At 44.1% G+C, this 16535-nt stretch carries 17 protein-coding genes; 7 read left to right on the forward strand and 10 right to left on the reverse strand.

From position 1 onward, the window contains the following. Nucleotides 1–143: 143 nt before the first annotated feature. The 3 genes from DBX26_RS21615 to DBX26_RS21625 all read left to right on the forward strand — a co-directional run bounded on the left by DBX26_RS21615 (nucleotide 144) and on the right by DBX26_RS21625 (nucleotide 1919). A complete protein-coding gene (locus tag DBX26_RS21615) occupies nucleotides 144–569 on the forward strand; it encodes a DoxX family protein (RefSeq protein WP_118120859.1) in 426 nt (141 codons plus the stop codon). 243 nt (nucleotides 570–812) lie between these two features. Continuing rightward, nucleotides 813–1145, forward strand: coding sequence for a YggL family protein (locus DBX26_RS21620; RefSeq protein WP_014235020.1), 333 nt, complete (start codon nucleotides 813–815; stop codon nucleotides 1143–1145). Nucleotides 1146–1166: 21 nt separating this feature from the next. Beyond that, complete coding sequence (locus tag DBX26_RS21625; RefSeq protein WP_020333499.1) at nucleotides 1167–1919, forward strand: alpha/beta fold hydrolase; 753 nt, start codon at nucleotides 1167–1169, stop codon at nucleotides 1917–1919. A gap of 50 nt (nucleotides 1920–1969) precedes the next feature. On the opposite strand, the gene DBX26_RS21630 is transcribed toward DBX26_RS21625, so the two are convergent. From DBX26_RS21630 to tnaC, 4 genes are all read right to left on the reverse strand, one after another. Continuing rightward, nucleotides 1970–2317: a RidA family protein gene (locus DBX26_RS21630; RefSeq protein ID WP_014235018.1), complete on the reverse strand. Its 348-nt coding sequence runs from the start codon at nucleotides 2315–2317 to the stop codon at nucleotides 1970–1972. 250 nt (nucleotides 2318–2567) lie between these two features. Further along, nucleotides 2568–3782 carry an aromatic amino acid transporter gene (locus tag DBX26_RS21635; protein ID WP_065300547.1) on the reverse strand — a complete coding sequence of 405 codons (1215 nt, stop codon included), beginning with the start codon at nucleotides 3780–3782 and terminating at the stop codon, nucleotides 2568–2570. 67 nt (nucleotides 3783–3849) lie between these two features. Beyond that, nucleotides 3850–5310, reverse strand: a complete 1461-nt coding sequence (gene tnaA / locus DBX26_RS21640; protein WP_118120860.1) for a tryptophanase — start codon at nucleotides 5308–5310, stop codon at nucleotides 3850–3852. Nucleotides 5311–5588: 278 nt separating this feature from the next. Then, a complete protein-coding gene (tnaC, locus tag DBX26_RS25835; protein ID WP_076633468.1) occupies nucleotides 5589–5663 on the reverse strand; it encodes a tryptophanase leader peptide in 75 nt (24 codons plus the stop codon). 492 nt (nucleotides 5664–6155) lie between these two features. Here tnaC and DBX26_RS21650 point away from each other — a divergent pair, with 492 nt between their 5' ends. Together DBX26_RS21650 and DBX26_RS21655 are read left to right on the forward strand one after the other, a co-directional pair. Further along, nucleotides 6156–7169: an HlyD family secretion protein gene (locus tag DBX26_RS21650; protein WP_118120861.1), complete on the forward strand. Its 1014-nt coding sequence runs from the start codon at nucleotides 6156–6158 to the stop codon at nucleotides 7167–7169. 6 nt (nucleotides 7170–7175) lie between these two features. Next, entirely contained in the window at nucleotides 7176–8714 is a 1539-nt protein-coding gene (locus DBX26_RS21655; protein WP_118120862.1) for an MFS transporter, read from the forward strand. A 66-nt stretch (nucleotides 8715–8780) separates the two neighbouring features. Here DBX26_RS21655 and DBX26_RS21660 read toward each other — a convergent pair whose 3' ends face one another. The 6 genes from DBX26_RS21660 to DBX26_RS21680 all read right to left on the reverse strand — a co-directional run bounded on the left by DBX26_RS21660 (nucleotide 8781) and on the right by DBX26_RS21680 (nucleotide 13197). Further along, the gene (locus tag DBX26_RS21660) at nucleotides 8781–9392 is read right to left on the reverse strand and encodes a TetR/AcrR family transcriptional regulator (protein ID WP_118120863.1); all 612 of its coding nucleotides are present in this window, start codon (nucleotides 9390–9392) and stop codon (nucleotides 8781–8783) included. Between the two features lie 13 nt (nucleotides 9393–9405). After that, the gene (locus DBX26_RS25540; RefSeq protein WP_162889730.1) at nucleotides 9406–9549 is read right to left on the reverse strand and encodes a hypothetical protein; all 144 of its coding nucleotides are present in this window, start codon (nucleotides 9547–9549) and stop codon (nucleotides 9406–9408) included. Further along, entirely contained in the window at nucleotides 9515–10276 is a 762-nt protein-coding gene (locus tag DBX26_RS21665; protein ID WP_014235012.1) for an ABC transporter ATP-binding protein, read from the reverse strand. Before DBX26_RS21665 ends, DBX26_RS25540 begins: the two co-directional genes overlap by 35 nt. Before the next feature lie 11 nt (nucleotides 10277–10287). Then, on the reverse strand, nucleotides 10288–11238 hold the full coding sequence (locus DBX26_RS21670) for an iron chelate uptake ABC transporter family permease subunit (RefSeq protein WP_118120864.1): 951 nt from the start codon (nucleotides 11236–11238) through the stop codon (nucleotides 10288–10290). Next, nucleotides 11231–12187 (reverse strand): ABC transporter permease, encoded by a 957-nt coding sequence (locus tag DBX26_RS21675; RefSeq protein ID WP_020333491.1) that lies wholly within the window; start codon nucleotides 12185–12187, stop codon nucleotides 11231–11233. The genes DBX26_RS21670 and DBX26_RS21675 overlap by 8 nt, the downstream gene beginning before the upstream one ends. A gap of 89 nt (nucleotides 12188–12276) precedes the next feature. Next, nucleotides 12277–13197 (reverse strand): siderophore ABC transporter substrate-binding protein, encoded by a 921-nt coding sequence (locus DBX26_RS21680; RefSeq protein WP_081280791.1) that lies wholly within the window; start codon nucleotides 13195–13197, stop codon nucleotides 12277–12279. Nucleotides 13198–13393: 196 nt separating this feature from the next. On the opposite strand from DBX26_RS21680, the gene DBX26_RS21685 reads away from it, so the two are divergent. Together DBX26_RS21685 and DBX26_RS21690 are read left to right on the forward strand one after the other, a co-directional pair. Beyond that, entirely contained in the window at nucleotides 13394–14332 is a 939-nt protein-coding gene (locus DBX26_RS21685) for a LysR family transcriptional regulator (protein ID WP_014235008.1), read from the forward strand. A 137-nt stretch (nucleotides 14333–14469) separates the two neighbouring features. Then, the gene (locus DBX26_RS21690) at nucleotides 14470–16500 is read left to right on the forward strand and encodes a TonB-dependent receptor (protein ID WP_020333489.1); all 2031 of its coding nucleotides are present in this window, start codon (nucleotides 14470–14472) and stop codon (nucleotides 16498–16500) included. Nucleotides 16501–16535: the final 35 nt, after the last annotated feature.

Consider the following 16535-nt stretch of genomic DNA (forward strand, 5'->3'; position numbering starts at 1 on the left):
ACCCCAATGTGCTGGTGGCCTAATTGATTTATGTCAATGATGTTGTTCGGAAAAATTGATGAAGTCAGTTAATCTTTTAAGCTGATAATCGCCTTTCCAGACCTCTATAGTGTTAATTATTAGACATAAAAAGGGCAGTGGTTATGGGTGAACTATTAAATTTTATCGATAGAATATTGGCGAAACCCGATCTGGGTAAATTGGTGTTACGTGTCAGTTTTGCATTCCTATTTTTATTGCACGGCGTCCATAAAGTGATTGGCGGAACCGAGTTTATACAAGGCTTGTTGGTCGACCATGGTCTGCCTGCATTTGTAGCCTACGGGGTTTACTTAGGTGAAGTGGCTGCCCCAATCCTAATGATTATTGGCTTATACACTCGCTTGGCTTCTGTTGTTGTCGCTGGCACTTGTTTAATGGTTATCTATCTCTTAAACATGGGAGATTTGTTCGCTTTAAATAAGTTTGGCGCATGGGCGGTTGAAGGCATTGGTGTTTATTTGTTTGCTTCAATTGCAATTATGTTTCTTGGTTCAGGCAAGTACGCATTAAAGCCAGACGCACAGTAATTATTTACTCCTAATACTTTTGATAAAGCTGGGAAATACTCGGCTTTATTTTTATTAGTCTGATCTGTTTAGTCCTTGGCATTATCACAATGACGGCGTAATTTGAGTCTGCCTCTTTCTTAGCTTCATACCTTTCTCCGCGTATCTTTAGCTCAAAATATTTATCCCCCGTTTTAATCAGGCTACTACACTGTATAAAAGTAAATTCTTGTACTCCCGTTTAATAGTGTTTGAGGCAATATTATGGCGACTAAACGATCGAGAAGATTAAGAAAAAAGCTGTATGTCGACGAGTTTAAAGTGTTGGGGTTTTCATTTTTTTGTCATTTGAACTTAACGAATGAAGAGGAGTGCGATCTTCTTATCAATGATTTCTTGTCGTTTTTAGAGGGGCGAGGTTTAGTCATGGGTGGTGGTGCTGATCTCTCTAGCTTTGATGGTTTTGTGGTTCCTGAGCGTAGGTATGATTCAGCTTCAGAAGATGACCGTGTCGCCGTTGAACAATGGTTAACAGCACACAATGCATGCTCTGAAGTCGAGGTTAGCCCTTTAGTTGATGCCAATCAACCCGAATAAACGAGCCGTGAGTAAAGCTTCATGAGTAATGACATCGTCTTAATTAGAGGGCTTTTTCGTGGTCAGTACCATTGGGGCGAGTTTTCACTGCTGCTGAGTGAACTCCTTCCAAACCAGAGAGTTATCGCTGTAGATATTCCCGGTACTGGTGCTCTGTCGGATGAGAAATCACCATGCTCAATAGAGGAAATGGTTGAGAGTATACGTTTTCAGCTGGCAACCAATGCTCAGGTTGATATCGTCGCGATTTCAATGGGAGGAATGATTGCGCTGAAGTGGGCAGAGCTGTATCCCAATCAGGTGAGGCGGGTTGTTTGTATTAATACCAGCAGTCGGGGATTTAGTCCTTTTTATCAGCGATTAAAGCCCGTGAACTATCTCAAAATCATGAAAGCGTTGTTTTCGCGCCCAGAGCAAAAAGAGTCGATCATTTACTCCATGGTATCGAATAAGCCGATAAGCGAAACGGTAATCGATGATTGGGTTATGTTGAATCGACTCTACCCAACCACGGCGTCGAACTTTTTTCGGCAATTACTCGCAGCCATGACGTTCAGGGCGAACAAACCGGTAAACGAAATCCTATTTATCTCGTCTCTCGAAGATAATCTCGTCAGTCATACCGCGACAGAAGCCCCTGCTAAGGCTTGGAACATGCCTATTATCTACAACCATAGTGACGGGCACGATATTCCTTTGGATAATCCTGAATGGTTGGCTTACAAAGTGATTCGGTATTTAAAACTGGATGAAGAAGGACAAACGCCACCTTAGAATAGGTGGCGTTGAAATGTCTTGCTAAGTACTAACTAAGCATTTACAGACTATTGAGCGGCCGTCACGGACATTTCTACCAGAATAACATCTCTTGCCATGCGAGCTTCAACACATGCGCGCGCAGGTTTTTCTCCGTTCGCAACCCATGCATCCCACACTTTGTTCATCTCGGCGAAGTCTTTCATATCGCGAAGGTAGATGGTAACGGATAGGAGCTTATCGCGATGGCTGCCTGCTGTTTCTAGTAAGGCATCAATCTTAGCGAGGCAGCGCTCTGTTTGCTCGGTAATATCCCAAGCCGCATCACCAGCTGTCTGGCCACAAAGATAAATAGTACCGTTGTGTTTAACAATACGGCTCATACGCTCTGTGGATTCTATTCTTTCAATTGTCATTGTTTTCCTTTTTACTGCTTTTTTTTAGGATTTAGTGATAGTTATGATAAACCAACCTAACATCGTGACTTAATAAGCCAATTTAATTAGGTTGGTGTAGTCGTCAGCTTCGACTCAACATGAATATTAACAAAATCAGCCTTTCGTAACAGTGATCGTTTCTTGTTGACCAATCATTTCGTACTTTTCTTATGTTTTAGCTGACGTTCCTGTAAGCATACCGTGAATGTCGAGCCGTAAGTCATGACATCTAGCCAGAATACGTCGGCAGTATTCCCATCATGTTCATAAAATGGAAGGCGGCAGTCACGACACCAAAGAAGATGACGCCCATGAGCATTGGTTGCCCACCAGGAGCCCTAAACCCGTCTTTCGTGCCGGATGTTTTGCGCGCTTTTCTCACTAACAGTGCTGGAATGATGCAGGTCCATACGGTTGCAGCAGCTCCGGCATAACCAATGGCGCTAACAAATCCAAATGGAAACAGCACAGATAAAACCAGAGGTGGGACAAAAGTTACGGCCCATGTTTTCGCTCGACCTGTGCGGTTGTCTTCAAATTTAAATAGGTCAGCCAGGAAATCAAACACGCCTAAACCCACACCAATAAAAGAAGAAAGAATCGCGGCCATTGAAAAGCTGTTAATTGCCTGGCTCACTTTTTCTGATTCAATCACAGAGCCAAGTGAACTTAGCAGTACATCTACGTTACCCCCTTGTTCAATGACTGGGCCAAAATCAACGCGAGGCAAATTACCAAAGATGCTTGTCAGCCATAATAAATACAGAACAGAAGCGATGACCGTACCGCCCAAAATTGCATTTTTAGCTTTGTTTTCTTCACCGTAATAGGCGCGCATAGAAGCCACGGAGTGGTGGTAACCAAATGAAGTCAGAGCCACAGGTAAAATGGCCATTGCATAAGGGGCGTACTGTGATTCCTGACTGATGGTGTCTAGCAGAATAGAGGTGTCTATATTGGCTGCCAGTCCCGAGACACCAAATACGAAGCTAAGTATCATGAACAGAATCAACAGAACTGAGATTCTGTCTACTGCTCTGGTCGAGTGCCATACGAAAGCAGAAAATACGGCCACGAAAATAACCGAAGCGCTTTTGCTATCGATATCAAGCAAGTTCTGAATAATTAACCCAGAAGACGTAATATAGGCATAAAGTAAAATACCGCCGACAAAATAGACGGTCAGGTTATTAATAAAGTTAACTTTTTTACCCAGTAGCTCTTTGGTTACGGTATTAAAAGAAACTTTTAAATCATATTCTTTAAACGCTTCTAACAACATCCAGCCCGATATTGTCATCACGACCATGGTCAATAAAATCGCGAGAATGGACCACACTGTCCAGGCACCTGCACTGGCACTTGGCAAACCAAGCATACCCGCACCAACACAGACACTGGCAATAATGCAGGAGCCACCGACTAAAGATGGGTTTTTATTCATGATGTTATTCCTTTATCAAAATAAATAAAAAGTGCAACCTTCCACGCTGCGCTTAAATTTTTAGTTTTTATACTGTTTCTGCTGTCGTGATGGATGGAGCTTGAGTCTCTGACTCAACCTCTTTTAGACGCGCGGTGAAGTGACGTAAAACTTCCGGCTCATAAGTAAAGTCCAGACCTTTTACATTGGCTGCATTTTCTTTTACCGCCTGGAATGCTTCGACAATGAAATCCATATGCGTTTGTGTGTAGGTAGCGCGAGGAATGGTAAGGCGAAGCAGTTCAGCCGGACACGGGTGTTGTTTACCTGTCGCAGGGTCTCGGCCCAATAGAAGGGAGCCTATTTCTACCGCTCGAATACCAGCGACTTTATAAAGCTCGCACGCCAGTGCATGTGCCGGGAATTGCTCTGCAGGAATGTGCGGCAGGAGTTTGCTTGCGTCAACGAAGGCAGCATGGCCACCTGCCTGCTGACAAACGATGCCAATCGCTTCCAGTTTATCAACCAGGTACTGAACCTGACCGATTCGGTATGCGAGCCAGTCCTGACGCATACCATCATAAAGGCCCACGGCCAGACGCTCCATAGCGCCACCTTCTAGGCCACCATAGGTCGGGAAGCCTTCTTGAACAACACACAGCGTGCGGCATTCTGTGTACACGTCCATTAACGAGTCGTCTTTAAAGCAAAGTAAGCCGCCCATTTGAACCATGGCATCTTTCTTAGCTGACATCGCCAGACCATCGGCGTATTTGTAGCTCTCTTTGGTGATTGCTTCGATTGACCAGTCAGCGTAGCCAGCTTCACGTTGTTGAATAAAGTACGCATTCTCTGCAAAACGAGCCGAATCCATGATCACTGGAATATCGTATTTCTGGCCAATTTCATAAACCGCTTTTAGGTTAGCAAGCGATACTGGCTGGCCGCCTGCTGAGTTACAAGTGATGGTGCTAACGATATAAGGCACATTGGCAGCGCCGACTTCTAGGATCGCCTGTTCTAGTTTCTCCAGATCAAAGTTACCTTTAAAGTCTGCTTCGATTGAAGTGTCGAATGCTTCTTCGGTATAAACGTTTTTCGCAACACAGCAGTTCAACTGTGTATGGCCTTGTGTGGTGTCAAAAAAGTAATTCGACAACGCCACCATCTTGCTTCTGTCTAGTCCTTTCTCTTTCTCACGTTTTTTAATCAGAACCGGAATGTAAATTTGCTCTGCACCACGTCCTTGGTGAGTTGGAATGGTGTATTGGTAGCCAAAGATATCCTCAACGGCCTGTTGAAGTGCATGGTAGCTTCGGCTGCCGCTGTATGCTTCATCGCCGCGCAACATGGCTGCTTGCATCTCTTGCGTAATAGCGCCTGTACCACTATCGGTAAGAAGGTCGATAAACACATCTTCGCTATCCAGAAGAAAAGGGTTCATACCCGCTTTTAGAATTGCTTCTTCTCTATATTCACGTGTAGTGCGTTTTACTGGTTCAATAACGCGAATACGAAACGGCTCAGGTAAGTGTTTAAAGTTTTCCATTTTATTTTCCCTAAAAGATCATTTTTTGAATATTTTTAAGGCATACAGATGGGTTGGAATAAAACAGTGCCTTCCCAAATCTAAAATTCAGAAATAAACGCACTGCGGCAAATACATGACTTATTGCTTGATCAACACCAGAGGTGAGTTATCGGACAAAATAAGTCTCTGATTTACTGTTCTGTATGCTTGATATTTGGTTTGGGCTAATCGAGTGGTACTGCTTGTTTAAACGAATAGCAGTACAGAGCACATTGCTGTGCGCCCAATAAGAAGTGTTATTGCGCAGGGAAAAAGAAGGCGATTTTAAAATCGAGGGTTATCCAATTAGCGATATGGTTTGTAGACAACATACTAAGTCACCTTGATAGAACTAAGTAAACAAAACAATCTAACTAAGCAACCTAAAACAACGCGAACGTTTTTAAGGTGCTGATGGTTGATGCATCTATATCGAAGCATCGATTCAATATTCATTTAGCAAAATACAGACCAAATTATATCTCATTGTTTTGTAAAGAAATTTACTTTATTTCCTTCTGTTGATGTAGAGGTGGTGCACCATTGTGAAACGTACTTGTTCTTTTTTGAGGCATTACAAACAGTTTGATTGAAAAGAGTTGAGTTGCTGACACGGCCTCCAGTGTTCAATCTGCTTAAACTGGGGAAACCACACATTAATATCTACTCCAATTATCAACAAGCTGCGTGGCGCTCCAAATTTCCCCAGAAGATCGTTCAACTCATCTCCTTAGATCCTCACTTTTCAAAATGATCAAAAGTTACTTTACTAAAACTGTACCGTACAGTACAGTTTGTGCGAATCATTAGTTGAGGTGTTCAGTATGAAAAAGAAAGCCATCGCATTACTGCTTGTTTTTGGATCATTATTCGGCGTTGGTTACAGCTTGTATCAGCCGAACATAGTTAAGACGGACAACGCGTACGTCCATTCTGACGTGACAGCAGTGTCACCAGAAGTCGCAGGACAAGTTAGCCAGCTATTCGTCAAAGACAACCAATGGGTGAGCAAAGGTACGCCTTTGTTTTCAATTGACGACGAGGATTTCATCGCAAATTTGGAGATCGCAGAATCGGCGTTAGACGTCGCCAACGCAGCAATCACAGCGAACCAGACCAAAACGGAAATGCAATTAGTCAAAATTGAACAGGCGAAGCAAAGCATTACTAGCGCAAGAGCTAAATCCGATCATCAGGCTGCGGAGTTAGAGCGCTTGTCACGTCTGGTACGAAAGCAATCAGTCAGCAAGAACCAATATGAAGCGCAAAGAACGCGAGCCATTGAATCGCGCAGTCAATTAGAAACGGTTAAATTGGCGCTAAGTGCAGAGCAAAAGCAATATGAGACATTAAAAACCGAGAAAAAGCAGCTTATTGCACAACAGAAACGGGCTCAGGCAAATCTGAAACTTGCTAAAATTGCGCTAGCGAGAACGGTGATAAAAGCGCCATTTGATGGTTTTATTGCAGACAGACAAGTGCAGGTTGGTAAGTTTGTTCAGCCAGGTATGGGGCTCATCGTGATGGTTCCGGACTATGTTTGGGTAGAAGCCAATTTTAAAGAAACTCAGTTAGAAAACGTCATTGAAGGACAGAACGTTGAAGTCGTTTTGGATATGTTCCCTGACAAGCCACTGCATGGCAGAGTTGCTTCGATTACACCTGCAACGGGTGCGCAGTTTAGTTTGCTCCCGCCACAAAATGCGACGGGTAACTTTGTCAAAGTCGTTCAGCGCGTGCCAGTGCGAATTGAGTTAGATATTCCCCAAGAGCTGAGACAGCGTATCTATCCGGGCCTGTCTGTCGAGGTAGCGATTAAAACCGAAAAACAAGGTTAAATTGCCATGAAGTCACGTATCCGTTTATTGACTTGGGTGTTATTCGCTCTTGCGGCATTTGGTATTAACTCCGTGATGTTTAGTGAGCTTTCGTATGAAATGGCGGCGACTATAGGTTTGTCTCTTGATGAAACAGAGCTGGTTAAAATCGGATTTATGATTGCCCAAGTGTTGGGCTTTATCTGGGCACCGAAGTTGGTTCGTCACTGGTGTGCTTACCGGATTTTGATCACTGCTCTGCTCATAGAGATAACGGCAAGTATGATCTTATACTGGCAACTGCCGAGCCCATGGTTATTCAAACTGACTTGGCTGTTCGTTGGCTTTTTCATGAGTGTATTGCTGGTGGTGGTTAATCTCTTTTTGCTCGATGTGTTTGAGCAACGTTGGTTGCCCGTAATCATTGCTTTGACTTTAGTCTTCTCGACGTTGGTGCCGATGGGTTTGTATCCTTGGTTAATGGCACATGTATTGGAGCGATTTGACTGGTCGCTATTTTGTGTTCTATCGGCATGGTTGTACTTTTCAGCGCTTATTCTTGTGAGTATTTACAAACCTGAACCAGTTAACATTGTCGAAAAGCATAAATCGCATGTTGGTGTTTATACTATTGCAGCGTTAGCGACAGGTTTGGTCGTTTATCTGTTAATGCGAGGCCGTTACTATAACTGGTTAGATTCAGAGGCGTTTATTCAACTTACGCTGGTCGCGACCGCATTAGGGCTAAGCCTGATTTACCTCTTAGTTAAAAGACGGCGTTTAAATACCGCGTCATCGCAATTGCATAATACGCTGAAAACCAATGTCTTTATGTATAACGCCTTTTTGGCGGGTTTTGCTGTAATGGCGAGTTCTGCGCTGTTTGGGAATTTCCTTAAAATGGCGTTGAACTACAATCATCTGAACGCTGGCTATGCGCAGTTGCCATTCTTCTATGCGATGATTGTGGGCATGCTGCTGAGTGTGATGGTGTTTTACCTAAGACGAACGCTGGTTGATGCGGTTGTGCCATTAGGTGTTTTAATGATCTTGCTCTCTGTATATCGATTCAGTCTGCTACCAAGTGAGGCCGGGCCAGAATCGTTGCTTTTACCTATGCTTTTGCGTGGCTTTGGGGTAGGGATGCTGAACGTGTCGGTAACCATTGCAGTGTTAACCTATTTTAAAAATCATGAGCGCCTTGAGGGGATTTGTAACTTCTACTTGTTCCGAACCATGGGCAGTGTTATTGGCGGTGGATTTTTTTCTGGCGTAATACACACTCATAGTGCGCAAGCATCGGGTGAAATAGGGCGAACGTTAAAGCAATCGAGCCATGCCTTTTCTGCTTATGAACAGGCACTTACCAGTACGATTCTCACTCATGGACATTTGCCTAATTCCTCCATGGGGGCGGGCCAAGTGGTTGCTGTCGTCAAAGAGCAAGCCACGACTTTGGCATTAAGCAATTCATTGATTATGTTTATTTTCTCGATTTTGGCGCTGGCTCCAGTGCTCCTTATCGGCAAGAAACTGGTAGCAAAACGAGAAGCGAGTCCAAACTAGGGTTCTTTTAAGTTGAGGAATAAGCCGACTTCCAGTTCGGAGGCGGCTTCTGCCTTTAATAAGGAGTTACGCTGATTGTTTCTGATAGAGTGAGAGAAAAGCGGTGACGGCTTTACGAGCATGAGTATTCAACTCTGCATCACTGGGTAACTCAAACCCTAATAGCGCCTTGGTCTGATAATCGAGTTTGATTAGAGCGAGGAGTTGCCCGCACGCGAGATCTGGATCTTCGATGTCTAATTGTTGGCTGACGACGTCTGTCTTTAAAAACTCAATTAAGTGTTGATGAATCCGCATTGGACTCGTTTGCCAAAACTGCTTTGGTATTGAGTCGTGCTGATAAAAATCGGCAGAAATAATTCGGTAAAGTGACAGAACAGGGTTGGAACAAATACCGCGTAGATACTTCTTGGCGAAGTCTTCTAACGTTTGTTGTAGCGACTCATTTTGTTGAGCAGAAAGCTGGAAAGCCGACTCTAAACTGGTTTGAGTGTTGTGCGCCAACACTTCTGTAAATAGCCCTTCTTTATTGGAAAAATATCGGTATAAGGTTTGCTTTGAACCACCACAAATGGCAACTATTTGGTCCAATGACGTTTCTTTGTAACCTTGCGTAATAAAAAGCTCAGTGGCTACTTCGATGATGCGAATTCTTTTTTGTTGAGTGGACGCGCGCATAACAAAACCTAGCTTAAATCAGACTGTTCAGTACAGTATCACTATTGGCAAGGAGAGACACATCTTTTTGTCTTGCGGTACAAAAATGGCGACCTGATGTCGCCATTTCGTAAAGTGCTATTTTAACGTCGATAGTACAAAGAAATACGATTTCCATCGATTTCCTGAACGACAAAACGAATCTCATAAATATCGCTTAGTACCGCTTCATCAATGACTTCGTCTACAGTGCCCGCCTTAATGACTTCACCCAACTTCATTGCGACAATATGGTCAGAGTAGCAAGAAGCAAAGTTTATATCGTGAATTACGATCACCACGGCTTTGTTCTTCAGTTTAGCTAACTTGTGCAGTGTACTCATGATATCGACGGAGTGCTTGATATCGAGGTTATTGAGTGGCTCATCAAGAAAAATGTAATCGGTGTCTTGTGCGACGACCATCGCGATAAATGCCATTTGTCTCTGACCACCGGACAGTTGGTCAATAAAGCGATCTTGCAAATGGTCGATTTCCAGGTGCTGCATAGACTCTTCAATGATGCGATGGTCTTGTTCTGTTAAGCGCCCCTGAGAGTATGGGAAGCGCCCGAATGCGACTAAATCACGCACAGTAAAACGCATATTGATATTGTTGGACTGACGCAGCACGGAAAGGCGCTTGGCCAAATCTTCCGTGTTCCACTGGTCGAGCGGTTTGTCACCGATCACGACGGTACCTGCATCGCTTTCTGTCAGGCGACTTGCCATGGAAAGCAGGGTACTTTTACCTGCGCCATTTGGGCCAATAATGCTGGTCACTTTGCCAAGCGGGAAAAGGGCATCAGCATTTTTCACCACGTATTTTTCATTGTATTTTTTACTTAAACCTTGAATACGGATCATGTGATACACCTTTAATCGAATTTATTTTTCATAAGTAGAACTAGGAAGTAACCGCCGCCAAAAAAGTTGATGATGACACTGATGGTGGTATCGAAATCGAATAGGTTTTCGACGACCCACTGGCCACCAGACAGCAATACAACAGACAGTACAGAACTGGCGACGATCAGCAGGTGATGCTGGTAACCAGTGAAAATTTGACGCGTCAGCGCGACAACAATTAATCCAAAGAACAGGATTGGACCAATCAACGCGGTGGAGATAGACACCATCAACGTGATGATGAACATCACCTGCATCGTCAGTTTGTGTGTGTCGATACCCAAACTCTTGGCGTTGTCCACACCCAGCCACATCACATCCAACTTATGTGAGATACGAATTAAATAAGCGCCGCAAAGCAACATCGGAGCGACACACCAGTAAACCAGTTCACCGTTGATGTTGTTAAAGCTGGCAAACATGGAACCCTGTATGAAGTTAAACTCATCTGGGTCCGTCACCATAGTGAAGAAGCCAGTGATGCTACTGAACAAGCTGCTGAGCACGATACCAATTAATAACAGCGTGAAGATGTTTCGCTGACGGCCTCTAAAGTAGAAGCTGAATAGGGTCATGGCACACACAATCATGATGCCTGTAGACAGGACGAAATTGAGTTTACTGTTGATGACCCAAACACTCAGGCCACCAAACATTACCACCAATACCACCTGAATCATCACGTACAGGGAGTCAAAACCGAGAATCGACGGGGTCAGAATTCGGTTATTAGTGATGGTCTGGAAAATCAATGACGAGGAGGCAATGGCAATTGCTGCCAATACAATCGCCAGAACTTTAGGCACACGACGAGACAAGAAAAATTGGTAGTTGTCCGGAGTTAAACCTTTGCCGATAAATACGGCGCATATCAGTACTGCGACAGCCGCGAGTACGATGACTTTAATGGAATCACGCATTCGCTTTGTCTCTCAATACCAGGTAAATGAAAACAGAACCGCCTAAGATGCTGATGATCATCGAAATAGGGATTTCATAAGGGAAGATAATCAAACGGCCTAAAATGTCACAGGTCAGTACCAGAATCACGCCTGCATAAGCAGTCCAAGGCAAGTTGCGACGCATGTTATCGCCGATAAATATCGACACAAGGTTTGGCACGATGAGACCAAGGAACGGAATCATCCCCACGATCATCACGACAGACGAGGACAATACTGCCACTAAGATGACGCCGATAAGTACGATACGTTGGTAATTTAAGCCGATGTTTTTTGCAAAGCTTTCACCGACACTGGCGGCACTAAAGCGGTTGGCATAAGCGTAAGCTAGCACCGATACAGGGAGCGCCAAATATAAAAACTCGTAGTTACCTTGTAAAACAGAAGCGAAGTTCGCGACCGTCCAGGAGCCAAGTGTCTGCACTAAATCATATTTGTACGCGACAAAGGTCGTCATAGAAGAGACCACATTGCCATACATGATGCCTATCAGTGGTACTAAGACTGTGTTTTTGAACTTCAAACGCTGTAGAAAGCGAACAAAAATCACCGTACCAAGCACAGAAAAAGCGAAGATGGTAATGAGGTGAACCCAGCTGCTCATATCGGCAAAGAAGATCAAAGCGATGATGTAACCGAACATTGCCCAGTCCACGGTGCCAGTTGTTGACGGCGCAGCGAAGCGGTTTTGAACAATTTGTTGCATGATCAATCCAGCAATACTCAAACCTGCGCCGGCTAAAACAATGGCAATTAATCGCGGCAGTCGACTGACCAACAAGATGTTCAAACTGTGACTGTCACCAGCCAAAATTTGCGAGAGAGATACGTTTGCTACCCCGACTAGCAAAGAGATGCCAGCGAGGATGATGAGCAAAGCAAACGCCAAAATATGATGTAATTTCATAGTGAAGATTTAGGTTTATAAATACGACAATGACCTTTCACGCCATAAGCGGAAAGGTCATCTTTTATAGGGTGATTAACGTGGGCTTATTAGTTAACAACGACTTGGTTTAGCTCTTTAATCATGGTTTGAGTTGAGTGGTAACCGCCAGCAGTCAAGTACCAGGCCGCCGGGTCAATAAACATCACGCGACCATTTTTCGCTGCTGGTGTTGATTTGACGAGGTCGTTATCAAACAATGCTTTCGCTTTACCGTTGCTCTGGCCAATTGCCTGCTCACGATCTAAAACCAACAGAACTTCTGGTTGTGCATCGGCAATGTATTCAAATGAGATCAGGTTGCCGTGATTACCGGAGACGGATTTTACGTTTTGAGACGTTGATGGCGCGAAACCAGCTTCATCATATACAAACGAGAAACGGCTCTTTTCGCCGAACATAGCCAGGCTATTACCGCTGTTCGAAACAGTTAAAGCGCGAGGAGGATGTTGTGCCACTTTACTGTGAAGCGTATCTATTTGACCTTGAACGTCTTTGATCAATTGATCCGCTCTATCGCTCTTTTCGAAGATTTCGCCTAGTGTACGCCAGTGTTTTTGTGTGGTTTTCCAGTAGTCTTTGGTATCAATCTCGAACATGTACGTTGGTGCGATGTCTTTTAGATCTTTATAGATGGTCGCCATGCGCGCTTCTGCAATGATCAGATCAGGTTTCAACGTAAACAAGGTTTCGAAATTCACTTCTTTCACGCTGCCTGTGTTTTCCACAGAGTCGCCTTTGTACTTTTCCAGTGTGGTTGGAAGTAGTGTCTTTGGTACGCCAATTGGTGTAACACCCAGAGCATCGACGTAATCAAGGCTGCCGTAGCCGAGAACGACTACGCGTTTCGGTACTTCATTAATTTCTACCGAGCCCATGCTGTGTTGGTAGGTTTTTGCGAATGCCCCGATAGGCGCTAATGCCAGTAGTAGCGCACTTGTTGCTACACGAAGAGAAGTTTTACCAAACATAATGATTCCCAAAAAGGTCTATAAGTCAGTCATCTAACTGGAAAGCGTTTAAAAAAGAAAACAGAGCAAAAGATGATCTGAAAGTACTGAAACTTAAGTTGATTAAAATCAAATAAGAATGATTATTGATTGCATACACGTTATCAGATAGGTTATAACCAGCAACTGAATTATCAGAATAGTGAGTATTCAAAAAGTGAATTTAGCCCAGGTAGATTTGAATTTACTGTTTATTCTCAAGAGCTTACTTGAGGAGAAGCACGTATCCAATACCGCAGTTTTGCTGAATATGAGCCAACCTTCCGTCAGTCGGTCTTTACAAAAGCTGAGAAATTTGTTTAACGACGAGCTACTTGTGAGAACCGCTCATGGCTATGAGTTGACTCCCAAAGCCGAAGTCATCAAACAAGATCTAACCACTGTGCTAACGGGTTTAGAGAAGTTAATGCATGGTCAGTCTTTTGTTCCGGAGAAGAGTAAAGGTACGATACGCTTCTATGGTTTAGTCCCTCAAGTGACCATGTTGTTGCCTAGTGTAATTTCACGCATTCGCCAAGAAGCACCCAATATGATTGTCGATGTCGACTCTATTCCTAAAAGGCATTTTGATGGTTTGATCACGGGTGACGTGCATTTTGTGCTTTCTACCGCTTCGCCCCCAAGCTCTGAGCAAAACTTGTATCGCATGAAAGTTGCAAGCCGCGACTATCGATTCTTGATGAGCGAGTCTCATCCGTTAGCGGATGTTGAAGATTTGACGATAGACATGTTACTTGAATGCAACTTTGGCCAGATTTCTCTTCAGGGCGGCAAAACGCTGTCTATTTACCATCGGTTTGCCGAACTTGGTGTAGTGGATAAGAGCCGAAGTTTGTCGATACCCATACAGCTTTCCAATTTTAATGCAGCACCAGCCATTGCTGAAGAGACGGATGTGATATTCCATTTGCCGACCCCATTTGCGGAAGGGGCATGTGTTGGACGTAAGCTGATCACAAAAACGGTACCAGAGGAAATTCGTCTTGATAGTGAATCGGTATATCTCTATTGGCATAAGCGCTACCACAATGATCCGATGTGTAACTGGGTTAAGTCCTTGTTTAAAGAAATATACGGGTCCATCGAAAGTGAATGATTAAATTTTTAGTTATTCATTTTTTGCATAGTGGTAATTTACTGTCTGTATACGGGGAGACTTGTTTTAGCAAAATAAAACCTATTTAATGCGAACCATTATCATTATAACTTTCAATAATAATAACAGGTTTTAATATGTCTAAAACTACTCTGGTAGCACCAAAACCATTAGCAGTGGCGATCGGTGCACTATGCGCCTCAATGTCAGTTTTTGCTGATACAACCCCAACCAAAGTCGATGAACAAATGGTTGTGACGGCAACACGTACGCAGATGGAGCTGAAAAGTGCACCTGCGTCTATGTCCGTGATTACGGCAGAAGACATCGAGAATGATCCGGGTATTACGTTAGCGGATATCGTTGCGAACCAAACCAGTGTGGAAGCCGATTACGACAGTACGCGAGCTGGGCGTCAGCAGATTTCTATTCGTGGTATGGATTCAAAATACACACTCATTATGGTGAATGGGCGTCGTATGAGTTCTGCGAGTGCGATTGTCCGTGGTAACGATTTCGATCTCTCTGCGATTCCAATGGACTCAATTGAACGTGTTGAAATCATCCGTGGTCCTATGTCTGCACTTTACGGTTCAGATGGCATGGGTGGTACGATCAACATCATCACTAAGTCGCCGGAAAATGACTGGAGTTCTCAGTTAAGTCTGGATAACGCGACACCAAATGACGGAAACGGCGGGCAGAAATATACGGTTGGTTTAACCACATCAGGTGCCTTAATTGATGACACATTGTTCGCGCGTTTTTCCGTTTCTCAAACCAGTCGTGATGCGTGGCAGCCCTATTCAGGCACTAAGACTGCGCGAGGCGTTGAATATGATCGTTCGGATATCACGGCTTTAGAAGGGCGCGATACGTTAGCGATGTTCGGTACATTGTCATGGCACTTATCCGACACTCAGTTTATTGATTTAGACTTAGGTTATAGCAATGACGAGCGTGACACGGTTGCTGAAAGCGCAACGACGGTACTGTCTTCAAACTCTCGAGTTCGACGTGATAGCCAGGCAATTTCACATACTGGCTTATGGTCTTGGGGTGACACACAAGTACGTTACTCACGCGAAAACGTAGAGAATATCGATGCGGCAAATGACGGTGTGGATTCCATCGAAGAACTGACACAAATTGTGGAAGCATCGGCAACAACGTATTTTGGCGATAGTCATACGTTCACGTTTGGTATGGACTACCAAAACAGTGAGCTGACTAACCCAGAAAACCTCGTGGGCAACAAAGCAGAAGCTTACCAAGGCGCTGTGTTTGCTCAGGATCAGTGGGAAATGACGGATACTTTAACCGCAACCATTGGTGGCCGTTTGGACAAGCATGAGCAATTCGGTGAAGAGTTCAGCCCGCGTGTTTACCTGGTACACCAAACCACAGATTCACTGGTTCTAAAAGGTGGCGTAGGCAAAGCATTTAAAGCGCCAACCATGACACAAAATAACCCAGACTTTAAGTTGATCAGCTGTAAAGGTAACTGTGACATTCAGGGTAATGAAGACCTGGAAGCAGAGACCAGCATCAACTATGAGCTTTCTGCACTGTACAGTGCTCGTAACTGGGATATTGAAACGGCGTTATTCCGTAACGAGGTTGAAAACCTGATTGAGCAAACCGATGTGTTCTGTGAAACAGGAACGTGGTCAAGCTCTGTTATGAGTTGTATCGACGAGAATGGTGACCCAATTGATCGTGAGCTTTCTAACCCATACAAGTCATTTAAAAACGTCTCAAAAGCCGTTATCCAAGGGGTTGAGCTGTCAGGCAACATTCAGCTTTCTGATCAGTGGGCAATGTCGGGTAACTACACTTACCTAGATACAGAAGACAAGTCGACCGGTGAAGAGCTGAATGAGCGCTACAAGCACTCGGCATTTGCTCGCCTGAACTGGTATCCAACCAAAGACTTGGATCTGTTTGCGAGCGCTCGTTACCGTGGTGAACGTAAGATTGACTCTGAGCTGACTCAAGACTCTTACACAACGTTAGATATGGGTACGGTATATCATGTGAACGATTCACTGCGCATTCGCGCGGGTATCACCAATCTAACTGATGAGAGTGTGTCGAAAGAGCTTGAAGACATTGGTTATGTTGAAGCACCACGTACTTACTATGTTGGTATGACAGCAGACTTCTAACCAGAAATTCAAACGATAAAGGGGCGTCGCAGTTT

It is taken from the genome of Vibrio sp. dhg (assembly GCF_003443775.1).
Taxonomy (GTDB): domain Bacteria; phylum Pseudomonadota; class Gammaproteobacteria; order Enterobacterales; family Vibrionaceae; genus Vibrio; species Vibrio natriegens.

Coding starts and splice junctions, on each gene's coding strand:
- DBX26_RS21670 (WP_118120864.1), bottom strand. CDS start 11,238: ATGCGTGATTCCATTAAAGTCATCGTACTCGCGGCTGTCGCAGTACTG.
- DBX26_RS21630 (WP_014235018.1), bottom strand. CDS start 2,317: ATGACAATTGAAAGAATAGAATCCACAGAGCGTATGAGCCGTATTGTT.
- tnaA (WP_118120860.1), bottom strand. CDS start 5,310: ATGGAAAACTTTAAACACTTACCTGAGCCGTTTCGTATTCGCGTTATT.
- DBX26_RS21625 (WP_020333499.1), top strand. CDS start 1,167: ATGAGTAATGACATCGTCTTAATTAGAGGGCTTTTTCGTGGTCAGTAC.
- DBX26_RS21680 (WP_081280791.1), bottom strand. CDS start 13,197: ATGTTTGGTAAAACTTCTCTTCGTGTAGCAACAAGTGCGCTACTACTG.
- DBX26_RS21660 (WP_118120863.1), bottom strand. CDS start 9,392: ATGCGCGCGTCCACTCAACAAAAAAGAATTCGCATCATCGAAGTAGCC.
- DBX26_RS21615 (WP_118120859.1), top strand. CDS start 144: ATGGGTGAACTATTAAATTTTATCGATAGAATATTGGCGAAACCCGAT.
- DBX26_RS21690 (WP_020333489.1), top strand. CDS start 14,470: ATGTCTAAAACTACTCTGGTAGCACCAAAACCATTAGCAGTGGCGATC.
- DBX26_RS21665 (WP_014235012.1), bottom strand. CDS start 10,276: ATGATCCGTATTCAAGGTTTAAGTAAAAAATACAATGAAAAATACGTG.
- DBX26_RS21675 (WP_020333491.1), bottom strand. CDS start 12,187: ATGAAATTACATCATATTTTGGCGTTTGCTTTGCTCATCATCCTCGCT.
- DBX26_RS21635 (WP_065300547.1), bottom strand. CDS start 3,782: ATGAATAAAAACCCATCTTTAGTCGGTGGCTCCTGCATTATTGCCAGT.
- DBX26_RS25540 (WP_162889730.1), bottom strand. CDS start 9,549: ATGGAAATCGTATTTCTTTGTACTATCGACGTTAAAATAGCACTTTAC.
- DBX26_RS21620 (WP_014235020.1), top strand. CDS start 813: ATGGCGACTAAACGATCGAGAAGATTAAGAAAAAAGCTGTATGTCGAC.
- DBX26_RS21650 (WP_118120861.1), top strand. CDS start 6,156: ATGAAAAAGAAAGCCATCGCATTACTGCTTGTTTTTGGATCATTATTC.
- DBX26_RS21655 (WP_118120862.1), top strand. CDS start 7,176: ATGAAGTCACGTATCCGTTTATTGACTTGGGTGTTATTCGCTCTTGCG.